The organism is Dactylosporangium sp. NPDC049742 (assembly GCF_040674675.1).
Classification (GTDB): Bacteria; Actinomycetota; Actinomycetes; order Mycobacteriales; family Micromonosporaceae; genus Dactylosporangium; species Dactylosporangium maewongense.
In genome coordinates this window covers 90646-103270 of sequence record NZ_JBFANF010000024.1, presented here as the reverse complement: position 1 = coordinate 103270, position 12625 = coordinate 90646, and the positions used below count along the sequence as shown (strand labels likewise).

Below are 12625 nucleotides of genomic sequence, written 5' to 3'. Positions count from 1 at the left end.
GATCACACGGTCCGGTCGAGCACGACGAGGGACCGGTCCGGCACCACGAGGGTCCCGCCGGCGGTGTACGACACGCCGCCGCGGGCCGACCCGGGCGCGGTCGCGATCACCAGCTCCCACTCCTTGCCGTAGTCCGCCTGCGGGATGACGAAGTCGACCGGCTCGTAGTGCGCGTTGAAGCACAGCAGGAACGAGTCGTCGACGTGCCGCTCGCCGTGCGACCCCCGCTCGGTGATCGACTGGCCGTTGACGAACAGCATGAGCGCCTTGCCGAACTGGTTGTCCCAGTCCTCCTCGGTCATCTGCCGGCCGTCGGTGGCGAACCACGCCACGTCCGGGATGGGCGTGCCCTCCTGCCGGGCCACGGGCCGCCCGGTGAAGAACCGCCGGCGGCGGAACACCCGGTGCCGTTCCCGGAACGCCGCGAGCCCCCGGGTGAAGGCGAGCAGCTGCTCGTCGACGTCGTCCCAGTCGATCCAGCTGATGTCGTTGTCCTGGCAGTACGCGTTGTTGTTGCCGCCCTGGGTGCGGCCGAGCTCGTCGCCGGCGGCGATCATCGGCACGCCCTGCGACAGCATCAGCGTGGTCAGGAAGTTGCGCCGCTGCTTCGCCCGCAGCGCGTTGATGTCGGGGTTGTCGGTGGGGCCCTCGACGCCACAGTTCCACGACCGGTTGTGGCTCTCCCCGTCGCGGTTGTCCTCGGTGTTCGCCTCGTTGTGCTTCTCGTTGTACGACACCAGGTCGTTGAGCGTGAAGCCGTCGTGGCAGGTGACGAAGTTGATGCTGGCGAACGGCAGCCGGCCGTCTTCCTGGTACAGGTCCGCCGAGCCGCAGATCCGCGACGCGAACTCGCTGAGCGTCGCGGGCTCCCCGCGCCAGAAGTCGCGGACCGTGTCGCGGAACTTGCCGTTCCACTCCGTCCACAGCGGCGGGAAGTTGCCGACCTGGTAGCCGCCCGGGCCGACGTCCCACGGCTCCGCGATCAGCTTCACCTGGTTGACGACCGGGTCCTGCTGCACGACCTCGAAGAACGTCGACAGGCGGTCGACCTCGTAGAACTCGCGGGCCAGGGTCGAGGCGAGGTCGAAGCGGAACCCGTCGACGCGCATCTCCGTCACCCAGTAGCGCAGTGAGTCCATGATGAGCTGCAGGGTGTGCGGGTTGCGCACGTTGAGGCTGTTGCCGGTGCCCGTGTAGTCGGTGTAGTAGCGGTTGTCGTCGTCCTCGAGCTTGTAGTAGTGCCCGTTGTCCAGGCCCTTGAAGCCGAGCGTCGGGCCGAGGTGGTTGCCCTCGGCGGTGTGGTTGTAGACGACGTCGAGGATGACCTCGATGCCGGCCGCGTGCAGGGCCTTGACCATGCCGCGGAACTCCTGGACCTGCTGGCCGCGGTGCCGCCGCGCGTAGCCGTGGTACGGGGCGAAGAAGCCGATCGTGTTGTAGCCCCAGTAGTTGGACAGGCCGAGCTCCACCAGGCGCTGGTCGTGCACGAAGTGGTGCACCGGCAGCAGCTCCAGGGCGGTGACGCCGAGCCGGCGCAGGTGCTCGATGATCGCCGGGTGGGCGATGCCGGAGTACGTGCCGCGCAGCTCCTCCGGCACGTCCGGGTGGCGCATCGTCAGGCCCTTCACGTGCGCCTCGTACACCACGGTGTGGTGGTACGGGATGCGCGGCGCGGCGTCGTTGCCCCAGTCGAACCACGGGTTCACCACGACGGCCTTCGGCATGAACGGCGCGGAGTCGGCGGTGGACATCTGTTCGGGGTCGTTGAAGTCGTACCCGTAGACGGCCGGGTCCCAGGTGATGTCGCCGTCGATCGCCTTGGCGTACGGGTCCAGCAGCAGCTTGTGCGGGTTGCAGCGTAGTCCCCGCGCCGGGTCGTAGTCACCGTGCACGCGGAAGCCGTAGCGCTGTCCCGGGTCGACACCAGGCAGGTAGGCGTGCCACACGAAGGCGTCGACCTCGACGAGCTTGATGCGCTCCTCGACGTCGTTGTCGTCGAACAGGCACAGTTCGACGGCCGTTGCCACCTCGGAGAAGATCGCGAAGTTCGTGCCCTGCCCGTCGTACGTAGCACCCAACGGGTACCGGTTGCCCGGCCAAACCTGCATCTCAACTCCTGATCCATCAGCCGGCACCAGTGCTCAACGGGTGCGGCGTTGCCACAGTGTTACGTGCGTCGAAAGTTCACGCGCGGGTACGCGCGAAGCTGGCTGCCATATGCCCAGTGCCATCAATAATGAATCGTGCGCCGGGGCGCGTCGGCTTTCCGACAGGTGCCCGGGATGAATCACACCCGAAATTCGTGTGGCGCACGTTTCAAACAAGGGGGATTGGATCATAGTTGGGCACATGCCCCCGGGATCGGTCATGACCTTCGGCCCCCATGTCTGCGGCTCGGCTTCCGGGTTCGAACACGAGTGGCTCGTCACCGACGGGACCGGTGGCTACGCGAACGGGACGGTCGCGGGGCTCCGCACCCGGCGGTACCACGGCCTGCTCGTGACCCCGGACCGGCACCTCGCGCTCGCCGCCCTCGACCCCGTCGTCACCCTGCCCGGCGGAGCCGCCGTGCGCCTCGCCGTGCACGAGTGGGCGTCCGGCGCGATCGACCCGGCCGGCCACCACCACCTCGAGCACTTCGAGCTCGCCGACGGCGTGCCGCGCTGGCGCTGGCGGATCGGCGAGGTCGTGATCGAGCGCGAGGTCGCGATGATGCACGGGCGCAACAGCGTCGCCGTCGTGCACCGGCTCGTCGACGCGCCCGCCGGCGTCACGGTCGAGCTGACGCTGACCGCGCTGTGCACGTGGCGCGACGCCGACGGCGAACGGGACCGGACGACCGAGCCGCCGGCGGTCGAGCTCGCCGGGGGCGGCGGGTTCACCGTCGACGGCGCCTACCGCGTCGACGGGCCGGACTTCCGACCGGTCGGCGAGTGGTACCTCGACGCGTACGCCCGCGAGGAGGCGGCCCGGGGCCTGAACCCGGTCGAGGACCTGTGGGCCGCCGGCACGTTCCAGGCCACCCTGGCCCTCGACGAGACGCTCTCGGTGTCCGCCTGGTCCGGCGACCTCGACGCCGTGCCTCCCGCGGCGGCCACTGTCGTGGCCGACACGCGGCGCCGGGCGCGGAAGCTGCTGCGGACCGCCGCCACCGCCGGTGCCCGCGACGCCGTCGACAAGGCGCTCGTGCTCGCCGCCGACCAGTGCATCGTCACGAAGCCCGACGGGACGCCCGACGTCGTCGCCGGGTATCCGTGGTTCGGCAGCTACCTGCGCGACACGATGACCGCCTACGAGGGCCTGTTCCTCGCCACCGGACGGTTCGACGAGGGGGCCCGGCTGCTGCGGGCCCACGCCGACCTCCCCGAGCGGATGCGCGCCTCCCGGCTGGGCGACTGCGACGGGCCGCTGTGGTTCGTGCACGCCGCCGAGCGGCACGTCGCCCGTACCGGCGACGACGCCCTCGCCGCGGAGCTGCTGCCCGTGCTGGAGGGCGTGATCGCGGCGTACACCAAAGGCACCCGCGACGGCGTGCGCGCCGACACCTCCGACGGGCTGCTCGCCGTCGAGGCCGACGAGTCCGGCCTCACCTGGATGAACGCGCGGCTGCCCCGCGGCCCCGTCACCCCGCGCGACGGCAAGCCCGTCGAGCTCAACGCCCTGTGGGCCAACGCCCTCGGCGCCGTCGGCGCGCTGCGGGAGCGCTGCGGCCGCGACGCCTCCGTCGTGCACTCCCGCCGGGAGGCGGTGAAGGCCCAGGTCGTCAAGCGGTTCCGGGCCCCCGACGGGTGGCTCTTCGACCTCGTCGACGCCCGGCCGGCCGCCTACCCGAAGGGCGGCGGCAGCATCCACGACGACGCCGTGCTGCGCCCCAACCAGCTGCTGGCGTTCAGCCTGCCGTACGCGCCGGCCGCCGACGAGCCGCGGCTGCGCACGCAGGTGCTGCAGGCGATCGGGGCGACCCTCGTCACGCCGCTCGGGCTGCGCAGCCTCGCCCCGGCCGAGTACGGCTACCACGGCACCCACCGCGGCGGCGTGGTCGCCCGCGACACGGCGTATCACCAGGGGACCGCGTGGCTGTGGCTGCTGGGGCCGTACGTCGAGGCGCGGATCGCGGCCGGGCTGCCGGTGGACACCGTGCTCACCGCCGTCGAGGCGCACCTCGGCGAGTGCGGTCTCGGCTCCGTCAGCGAGATCGCGGAGGGTGACGCTCCGCACCGCGCGACCGGCGCCCCGTTCTCGGCCCGCTCGGTCGCCGCGGTGCTGCACGCGAGGGCCGCCATCAGGGCGAATCGCAAGTTGCAAACGGCATCTTCCGGCAAGACCGAAAAGTTGAAATTGGCCCGCGATGCTGCTCCGCGCAAGCGCCGGAACGCGCTACGGTGACAGTCGGCGACGAGAGGTATCCGCAATGCGCGTCTTGATGATCGCCTGGGATTTTCAGAGTCCGTCGACAGATGGTGCGCCCCGCGGGCGCATCGCAGCGTTGTCAGCAGCACTGGCCGCCGCCGGTCACTCGGTGACCGTGGTGACCCGTCATGGTCCTGTTCCGGAGTCCGTCGTCGACGGCGTGCGGGTCGTCCGCGCCGCGCCGCTGCCCTCGGCCGACGGGGCGGGCGGGGCCGGTGCGCTCGCCGACACGATGGCCGTCAACCACCTGCTCGCCGAGGCCGCGGTCCGCACCGTGCCCGCCGAGGGGTATGACATCATCCACGCCCACGACTGGTTCGTCACCCACGCCGCGGTCACCCTCAAGGAGGCGCTCGGGGTGCCGTTCGTCGCCTCGATGCAGGCGACCGAGGCGGGCCGGCGCCAGGGCTACCTCACCGGCGACACCAGCCGCTCCGTGCACTCCGTCGAGTGGTGGCTGGGCTCCGAGGCGTGCCGGGTGATCGTGCCCACCGAGTACCTGCGGTGGGAGGTCCAGCACCTCTTCGACGTCCCCGACGAGCGGGTCGACGTCGTGCCCAACGGCATCGACCCCGACAGGTGGACGGCGAGCGCCCGCGAGGTCCTCGCCGCCCGGCTCCGCTTTGCCGGCGAGGGACCGCTGCTCGTCTCCGCGGGCCGGCTCGTCGCCGAGAAGGGCTTCCAGGACCTGCTCGAGGCCCTCCCGGCGATCCGCGACCGGCACCCCGGCACGCGCGCCGTCGTCGTCGGCGACGGTGACTACCGGGCCGCCCTCATCGAGGAGGCGCGCAAGCGCAAGCTGCACCGCGCCGTCAGCTTCCCCGGCCAGCTCGACCAGCGCACCCTCGCCGCGGTCCTCGCCGCCGCCGACGCGTTCGTCGTGCCGAGCCGGTATGAGCCGACCGGCACCGTCGCCCTCGAGGCGGCGGCCTCGGGTGCGGCGCTCGTCGTCGCGTCGACGGGTGGGCTCGCCTCGATCGTGGAGCACGGCGTCACCGGCGTCCGCTTCCCCGTCGGTGAGCCCGACGGCCTCGCCGACGCAGTCGACGCGTTGCTGCAGGACCCGCTGTTCGCGCAGGGCCTGGCGACGAAGGCCCGGCAGATGGTCCGGGACCGGCACTCGTGGGAGGCGATCGCGGCCCGCACGGCCGCCGTCTACGCCGACGCGGTGGCCTCCGCCCCGGACTTCGAGGCCCGCAGGCACGCGGCGGTGGTCGGCTCCGGGCTGCCCGTCGTCTTCGTCCCGCCCGGCAACCTGCTGGCCGACCCGCCGGAGGTCCCGGTCGGCGAGCGGCCCGCCACGCTGCTGCGCGCCGCCGCCGAGGAGGCCGCCTGGCAGGCGGGCGCGTCGGCCGCCCGCGAGGCGATGCGCACCGAGGGCGCCCTGTGGCTCGACGCCGCCGAGCGCGAAGCCGCGGACCGCGCCGAGGCCGCCCGTGCCGCCGCAGCCCCGTTCGACGTCGTCATGGCCGCCGTCGAACGCCGCTGACCCCACCCCGTTGTCCGCCCCGACAAGACCCAGGCCGCGTGATCCGGTAGACCTTGTGCCCCGGTAGCCGCACGAAGTCTTCCGGATCATGTTGTACGCCGCGCTACGGCTGACTCCGGTCGGCGCCTCGTGATCCGGTAGACCTTGTGCACCGCTGACGGCACGAAGTCTTCCGGATCATGTTGTACGCCGCGCTACGGCTGACTCCGGTCGGCGCCTTGTGATCCGGTAGACCTTGTGCACCGCTGACGGCACGAAGTCTTCCGGATCATGGTTTACGCGGCGGGTCAGGTGTGGGTGGCGAGCCACTCCTGGAGCGGGGCGCACGAGCGGAAGAACGTCACCAGGTGCGTCTTCGCCTTCGCGGTGCCCAGCCAGGGGCGCAGCTCGAACTGGTGCCACGCGATCAGGCCCTTCTGCCGCAGCAGGTCCGCGCGCGGGTGGTCCTTCGGGAAGCCGCGCGGGATCGTCTTCAGCTGCTCGTGCGAGGTGACCGAGGTGCCCTTCGCCTCCAGGGCGGCGACGATCTCGGTGAGCGGGGCGCCGCTGGAGTCGTCGGCGACCGCCTGGCGGAACTTCGCCAGCCGCGGGGAGTCCATCATGTACGCGCCGGCTCCCGCCGCCAGGCCGGCCGCCGTCAGCTGGACGTAGCCGCCCTGCTCGAACGAGGCCGCGCACGAGGTCTTGTACGGCGACTTGTCGGCGCTGAACCGGACGTCGCGGTACGGGCGGAAGATCTTCGCCGGGCCGAACTCCGGTGCGAGCTCCTCCAGCAGGGCGAGCATCGGGGCGCGGACCTGCTCCTCGTACACCGCCTTGTGGGCGGTCCAGTAGGTCTTGGAGTTGTCGGCCTCGAGGCCGTCGTAGAAGTCGAGGGCCTCGGCGGGCCAGCCACGGAACGCCACGACCAGCAGTCTATGTCGTCAGCACGAGGTGGGCGTCCGCGCGCAGCCGCGACACGAGGGCCGGGGGAGCGGTCCGCGGGGAGCCGGCGGTGAACGGCGGCCGGGGGTCGTACTCGCAGGCGAGCTGGATCGACTGGGCCACCTGCGGCCCGGCGATCGTGGCCGCCAGGGTCAGCGCCAGGTCGATGCCGGCGGAGACGCCCGCGCCGGTCACGTACTTGCCGTCCTGGACGACCCGTTCGGCGACGGGGGTCACGCCGTACCTCGGCAGCAGATCCAACGCGAGCCAGTGCGACGTCGCGGTCCGGCCCCGCAGGAGGCCCGCGGCCGCGAGGATGAGCGAACCGGTGCAGACCGACGTCGTCCAGGTCGTGGCGGGGTCCACGGCGCGCAGCCAGTCGTGCAGGGCGGTGTCGGTCACCTGGTCGCGCACGGACGGGCCGCCGGGGACCAGGACGAGATCGGGGTCGCGGCAGTCGGCGAGGGCCCGGTCGGCGACGAGCGAGAGCGCCCCGGTGTCGGTGCGGACGGGGCCGGCCTGCACCCCGGCGAACGTGACCCGCGCGCCGGGCAGCCGCGACAGGATCTCGTAGGGGCCGATGGCGTCCAGGGCGGTCATTCCGTCGTACACCACGAAAATCAGCTGCATGAGAACCGCTCCTTGTAGTCGGTCGGTGTGACACCGAGCGTCCGGATGAACGCGCGGCGCATGGCCTCGCCGGTGCCGTAGCCACAGGCACGCGCCGTGTCCTCCACGAAGGCGCCCTCCTCGAGGTGCCGGCGGGCGGTCTCCAGGCGGACCCGGTCGACGTACCGGCCGGGCGGGGTGCCGACCTCCGCCGTGAACGCCCGGCTGAACTGGCGCGGGGACAGGTTGGCCCGCCTCGCGAGGGCCTCGACGCTGAGGTCGCCGCCGGGGTGCTCGGCGATGTGGCGCTGCACCTCCCGCAGCGGGTCACGGCCGGCGACCTGCGCCTCCAGCTGCGCGCTGAACTGCCGCTGCCCGCCGGGCCGGCGGACGAACATCACGAGGTGCCGGGCGATCTCGAGCGCGAGATCCCGGCCGTGGTCCTGCTCGACGACCGCGAGGGCCAGGTCGATGCCGGCGGTGACCCCGGCAGACGTCCAGACACCCCGGTCGTGCACGAAGATCGGCTCGGTGTCGACGGTGACGCCGGGGAAGCGGCGGGCGAGCGCCGGGGCGTGGCGCCAGTGGGTCGTGGCGCGGCGCCCGTCGAGCAGGCCGGCCTCGGCGAGCAGGAACGCCCCCGTGCACACCGACGCCACCCGCCCGGCCCGGGGCGCGGCGCCGCGGAGCCAGTCGACGAGCCGCGGGTCGCTCGTCCGCGTGCCGACGCCGCCGGGCACGACCAGCACGTCCGCCGGGTCCGCTGTGGCCAGGTCCTCGTCCGGCAGCATCCGGAGCCCGCTGGACGTCCGGACGCCGAGGCCGCCGACGCTGCCGGTGCGGACGCTGTACGACCCGCTGCTGGCCTGCTCGGCGCCGGCGAACACCTCGACCGGTCCGGTCACGTCGAGGCTCTGCACCCCGTCGAACAGCACCACCAGTACCCGCCGAGCCGCCATGCCTCCGATCCTCGCGGCGCCGCGGGGATGTCCGCAACGACGCCGAGCCCACCTTTCATGCCATGCCTAACCAGGCCCGCGGATCGTGCGGGCATGCGGAAACGCCGGTCGACCTGGGACGGTCGACCGGCGTGGGTGGTGCTGGAGGGTGCCGGGGCTCAGCCCGCGCGGCGGCGGGCCCGGCGCATGGCCAGCTCGTCACCGCCGGCCTGGGCGAAGTCGTCGGCGGAGACCGGGACCTCCTCGGCGGGGGTGGCCGCCTCGGCGGGCAGGTGCGACAGCGTGCCCTCGATCTCCTTGAACGCGCCGGAGATCGCGATGCCGAACACGCCCTGGCCGCCCTGCAGCAGGTCGACGACCTCTTCGGGGGAGCGGCACTCGTAGACGGTGGTGCCGTCGGAGATCAGGGTGATGCCGGCCAGGTCGGCGACGCCGCGGGAACGCAGGGTCTCGATCGCCTTGCGGATGTTCTGCAGGGAGACGCCCGCGTCCAGGAGGCGCTTGACGACCTTGAGCACCACGATGTCGCGGAACGAGTAGAGCCGCTGGCTGCCGGAGCCCGCCGCGTCGCGCACGCTCGGCACGACCAGCGCGGTGCGGGCCCAGTAGTCGAGCTGCCGGTAGCTGATCCCGGCGGCGTGGCAGGCGGTCGGACCGCGGTAGCCGACGTCGTCGGACTTGGCGATCGTACTCACCGAAACCGTGTCAGCAGCATGACCGGATATCCCGGGATCGGGCGGCTGTTGCATTGCGACCCACCTCCAGCGTCAACACCCGCAACCCTATAGCGCACCTTGAGGGTCAGCGGGGAGGTAACGCCGCGACACGCCGCGTGCCGGTGCGTCAAATTTTCCGCGCGTCGCCATCGTAACCATTTGTCCGATATGTCGGTGGTACGAGGAGACCCTTCGGAACCGAACCTACTACCCGGCGAAGTCCTCTGGGCGGACCTGCTCCAGGAACTCGCGGAACTTCTCCACCTCGTCCTCCTGCTCGTCCGGGATGACGATGGCGGCCTCGGTCAGCACCTGGTCCGCGCAGCGGATCGGCGCACCCACCCGCAGCGCCAGAGCGATCGAGTCACTCGGCCGGGCGGAGACCCGCACGTTGTCGCCGATGACCAGCTCGGCATAGAAGATGTTGTCGCGCATCTCGACGATCTCGACCGCCTTCAGCGGTGCCTTGAGCGCCGCCAGCATGTCGCGCATCAGGTCGTGTGTGAGCGGCCGCGCAGGCTTGACCCCCTGCTGCTCATAGGCGATCGCGGTCGCCTCCACCGCACCGATCCAGATCGGCAGGTAGCGGTCGCCGTCGACCTCCTTGAGCAACACGATGGGCTGATTGGTAGGCAGCTCCACGCGAACACCGACCACATTCAGCTCTCGCACTGCCCGCCTCCGTGTCGACTTGCCACTCCCTGCACGGTACACGGACCAAGGGGCGGTCGTGCCACTCGCGCCACCGGCCAAGTGCGCTCAGTGGCGAAGATCGCTCCGGTCGAGGGTGCGAAGGAGGGTCTCACTTACCCAGGATCTCGCGCAGACCCGCTCGCACCAAGGCGGCATGCACCCGCTGGGTCAGTGCGGCCAGCTCGTGGACGGTGTCCGCGGCTCGCGCCCGGGCGGCCGGCCCGTTCTGCCGGGTCATGGGCGTCACCAGCTGGCTGAACAGGCCGATCTCGCGGTCCGCGGCGGCCCGGTAGGCCCGCAGGTGGCGCGGCTCGATGCCGAACTCGGCCAGCCGCGCCGCCGCCGTCGCCACCTCGAGCGCGTCGGCGTCGAACCCGCCGCCCGGCCGGGGTTTCACCAGGCCGTGCCCCTCCAGGGCGCGCAGCGTGTCGTCGCTCAGGCCGGCCTTGTCGAGCAGCTCCTCGCGGTTGAGCCGCACCTCGGGGGCGGCCTCGACCGGCAGCGCGGACTGCGACACGTCGGTGAGCGGGTCGCCCATCGTCGCGAGGTGCTCACGGATCACCCGAAGCGGGAGATATTGGTCACGCTGGGCGGTCAGCACGTAGCGCAGCCGGGAGATGTCGGTCCAGGTGTACTTGCGGTAGCCGGCCGGCGTCCGCCGCGGCTCCACGAGACCCTCGGTCTCCAGGAACCGCAGCTTCGAGATCGTCACGTCCGGGAAGTCGGCGCGCAGCTGCGCGAGCACCTCACCGATGCTCATCAGGCGCTCACCCCGGGCAGCACCTTGAGGACCGCCACGGTCGTGCCCGTCGCGGTCCTGCGGGGTGTCCCAGGCGGCTGCCGACGCCGTCATCGCCTCAGCTCTCGTCGGGGCGCGGTCCTGCCACGAACACGAGGCGGAACTTGCCGATCTGGACCTCGTCGCCGTTGCTGAGGGTCGCGGCCTCGACCCGCTCGCGGTTCACATACGTGCCGTTGAGGCTGCCGACGTCGCGGACCGTGAACGTGCCACCCTCGCGGTGGAACTCGGCGTGGCGACGCGACACCGTGACGTCGTCGAGGAAGATGTCACTGTCGGGGTGCCGACCGCTGGTCGTCACGTCGTGGTCGAGCAGGAAGCGGGCACCGGCGTTGGGCCCGCGGCGGACCGCCAACAGGGCCGTGCCGGGTGGCAGTGAGCCCGACACGCGGGTGGGGACCACGTCGTCGTCCTGCCCGGCGATGGCATCCTCAATGGCGCCAAGGTTGAGCGTGGACGTGACGTCGAGCGGGGGGAACTCGTCGTCTGGGCGCGTCATGGAACCACCTCACGGTCGTCTGTTCGGGTGTCCGCCGATGCGACAGGCCGATGCATACGGTTGACTGAGCGAGCCTAGTCACGCCCGAAATCACGGGTCAACCAGACGCGCGGCAGCCTATTGCCGTATTTCCTGTCAGTCTCTTCGGACGTTGTCTGCTGGTGCGCTGTTTCAGTTCGCGGTGCTGCTCAGCTGTTCTCGGTCAGTTCCCCGTACGCCGCGGCGTCGAGCAGCGCGTCGACGGCCGCCGGGTCGTCTGCCTTGAGCTCGACCAGCCAGCCGGCGCCGTACGGGTCGGAGTTGAGCACCTCGGGCGTGGCGTCCAGGGCGGCGTTGACCGCGACGATCTCACCCGACACCGGAGCGTAGATCTCCGACACACTCTTGGTCGACTCGACCTCGCCGAACGACTCGCCGGCCTGCACCTTCGCGCCGACCTCCGGCAGCTGCACGAACACGATGTCGCCCAGCGCTTCCTGGGCGAAGTCGGTGATGCCGACCTTGAAGGCGCCGGCGTCCGCCGGTGCGAGCCACTCGTGCTCCGCCGTGTAACGCAGATCCTCGGGAATCACGTCGGTCCTTCGCTCGTGCTGGCCGGTCCGTCGTCGGGTGCCGGGTCAAGCTGGCTTTGCGTATCGCAACTCACCGGCGGCGTGCAACGCTGTCACGCGCACCGGGTCCGCTTCGCGCACCAGAACCGTACCGCCGTGCTGCCGCACGCTGTCCACCACCCCTCCGGGGATGTTCAGCGCAGTGCGCATGGTGTCAGGCCCTCCGATGACCATGATCGTATACGGCGCCGTGAGACTCGACCCGGCGACCACCAGCCGGTCGTTGTCCCCGTCCACGAAGTAGGTCGCGGCGACGACCCGGACCGCGCCGCCCTCGCGCCCGCTGATCTGCATCGCCTCGGCCCCGGCGCCGCGCAGCTCCTCGATCGCGTCGAGGATGACCTCGGCCTTGACCTTCTCCGTGCCCGGGGTGATCTCGATCGACAGCCCGGGGCCCTCCGCCGGCAGCGTCCCCGCCAGGATCCCCAGCTCATCGGCCCGTTTCCGGGCCTCGGCGAGCGCCGCGTCGCGCCCTTGTGCCCCCGAGTCCAGCTGCCGCCGGGTCTCCTCCAGGTCGCTGATCTCCCGCCGCAGCCGGTCCTGCTGCGCGTCGAGATCCGACAGGATCCGCACCAGGTCCTCGGGCCTGGCGGCGGCCAGCTCGGCGTCGGAGCTGCCCGCCTTGAACTGCACCGAGATCCCGAACCCGAGCAGCCCCAGCAGCAGCGCGATGACCACCCCGGTCCCACCCCGCCGCCGCCTGCCGCCGGCGTCCGTCGCCTCACCCGCCGGGGGAGCACCCTCGGACTCACCCGGAACCGCTTCCGCGGGGGTCGTCTCGTGTTCCTGTTCCGGTTCTTCGCTTCCGGCCCGTTCCGCCGGGGGTTCCTGCCCGCCCTCCGGCTCCGAGTCCGCTCTTCCGGACATTTCCGAAATGTCGCCCGAACGGGGGAGCTGGCGGGGTGATGGAGGGCGC

At 71.7% G+C, this 12625-nt stretch carries 12 protein-coding genes; 2 read left to right on the top strand and 10 right to left on the bottom strand.

Translation table 11 applies throughout. The features are described 5' to 3' along the window. Positions 1 to 2 precede the first annotated feature (2 nt). Positions 3 to 2108 carry a glycogen debranching protein GlgX gene (gene glgX / locus AB0J72_RS27675; RefSeq protein ID WP_363403494.1) on the bottom strand — a complete coding sequence of 702 codons (2106 nt, stop codon included), beginning with the start codon at positions 2106 to 2108 and terminating at the stop codon, positions 3 to 5. Between the two features lie 241 nt (positions 2109 to 2349). On the opposite strand from glgX, the gene AB0J72_RS27670 reads away from it, so the two are divergent. Together AB0J72_RS27670 and AB0J72_RS27665 are read left to right on the top strand one after the other, a co-directional pair. Next, complete coding sequence (locus AB0J72_RS27670) at positions 2350 to 4386, top strand: amylo-alpha-1,6-glucosidase (RefSeq protein ID WP_363403492.1); 2037 nt, start codon at positions 2350 to 2352, stop codon at positions 4384 to 4386. 100 nt (positions 4387 to 4486) lie between these two features. Continuing rightward, complete coding sequence (locus AB0J72_RS27665; RefSeq protein ID WP_363403490.1) at positions 4487 to 5899, top strand: glycosyltransferase family 4 protein; 1413 nt, start codon at positions 4487 to 4489, stop codon at positions 5897 to 5899. A 287-nt stretch (positions 5900 to 6186) separates the two neighbouring features. On the opposite strand, the gene AB0J72_RS27660 is transcribed toward AB0J72_RS27665, so the two are convergent. The 9 genes from AB0J72_RS27660 to AB0J72_RS27620 all read right to left on the bottom strand — a co-directional run bounded on the left by AB0J72_RS27660 (position 6187) and on the right by AB0J72_RS27620 (position 12387). Further along, positions 6187 to 6804 carry a DUF2461 domain-containing protein gene (locus AB0J72_RS27660; protein WP_363403488.1) on the bottom strand — a complete coding sequence of 206 codons (618 nt, stop codon included), beginning with the start codon at positions 6802 to 6804 and terminating at the stop codon, positions 6187 to 6189. A 10-nt stretch (positions 6805 to 6814) separates the two neighbouring features. Continuing rightward, positions 6815 to 7453, bottom strand: a complete 639-nt coding sequence (locus AB0J72_RS27655; RefSeq protein WP_363403486.1) for a DJ-1/PfpI family protein — start codon at positions 7451 to 7453, stop codon at positions 6815 to 6817. Beyond that, a complete protein-coding gene (locus AB0J72_RS27650) occupies positions 7444 to 8391 on the bottom strand; it encodes a GlxA family transcriptional regulator (protein WP_363403484.1) in 948 nt (315 codons plus the stop codon). The genes AB0J72_RS27655 and AB0J72_RS27650 overlap by 10 nt, the downstream gene beginning before the upstream one ends. A 158-nt stretch (positions 8392 to 8549) precedes the next feature. Next, on the bottom strand, positions 8550 to 9140 hold the full coding sequence (locus AB0J72_RS27645) for a MerR family transcriptional regulator (RefSeq protein ID WP_344498169.1): 591 nt from the start codon (positions 9138 to 9140) through the stop codon (positions 8550 to 8552). A gap of 174 nt (positions 9141 to 9314) precedes the next feature. Then, entirely contained in the window at positions 9315 to 9779 is a 465-nt protein-coding gene (locus AB0J72_RS27640; protein WP_033358824.1) for a bifunctional nuclease family protein, read from the bottom strand. 130 nt (positions 9780 to 9909) lie between these two features. Continuing rightward, the gene (locus AB0J72_RS27635) at positions 9910 to 10560 is read right to left on the bottom strand and encodes a MerR family transcriptional regulator (protein WP_363403587.1); all 651 of its coding nucleotides are present in this window, start codon (positions 10558 to 10560) and stop codon (positions 9910 to 9912) included. A 97-nt stretch (positions 10561 to 10657) separates the two neighbouring features. Further along, positions 10658 to 11098, bottom strand: a complete 441-nt coding sequence (locus tag AB0J72_RS27630; protein WP_344498174.1) for an FHA domain-containing protein — start codon at positions 11096 to 11098, stop codon at positions 10658 to 10660. A gap of 188 nt (positions 11099 to 11286) precedes the next feature. Further along, positions 11287 to 11670: a glycine cleavage system protein GcvH gene (gcvH, locus tag AB0J72_RS27625; RefSeq protein WP_344498176.1), complete on the bottom strand. Its 384-nt coding sequence runs from the start codon at positions 11668 to 11670 to the stop codon at positions 11287 to 11289. 45 nt (positions 11671 to 11715) lie between these two features. Continuing rightward, entirely contained in the window at positions 11716 to 12387 is a 672-nt protein-coding gene (locus AB0J72_RS27620; protein ID WP_363403481.1) for a DUF881 domain-containing protein, read from the bottom strand. Positions 12388 to 12625: the final 238 nt, after the last annotated feature.

Bases quoted from the DNA above. Each gene is read 5' to 3' on its own strand.
- glgX (WP_363403494.1), bottom strand. From the start codon at position 2,108: ATGCAGGTTTGGCCGGGCAACCGGTACCCGTTGGGTGCTACGTACGAC.
- AB0J72_RS27670 (WP_363403492.1), top strand. From the start codon at position 2,350: ATGCCCCCGGGATCGGTCATGACCTTCGGCCCCCATGTCTGCGGCTCG.
- AB0J72_RS27655 (WP_363403486.1), bottom strand. From the start codon at position 7,453: ATGCAGCTGATTTTCGTGGTGTACGACGGAATGACCGCCCTGGACGCC.
- AB0J72_RS27650 (WP_363403484.1), bottom strand. From the start codon at position 8,391: ATGGCGGCTCGGCGGGTACTGGTGGTGCTGTTCGACGGGGTGCAGAGC.
- AB0J72_RS27645 (WP_344498169.1), bottom strand. From the start codon at position 9,140: ATGCAACAGCCGCCCGATCCCGGGATATCCGGTCATGCTGCTGACACG.
- AB0J72_RS27635 (WP_363403587.1), bottom strand. From the start codon at position 10,560: ATGAGCATCGGTGAGGTGCTCGCGCAGCTGCGCGCCGACTTCCCGGAC.
- AB0J72_RS27630 (WP_344498174.1), bottom strand. From the start codon at position 11,098: ATGACGCGCCCAGACGACGAGTTCCCCCCGCTCGACGTCACGTCCACG.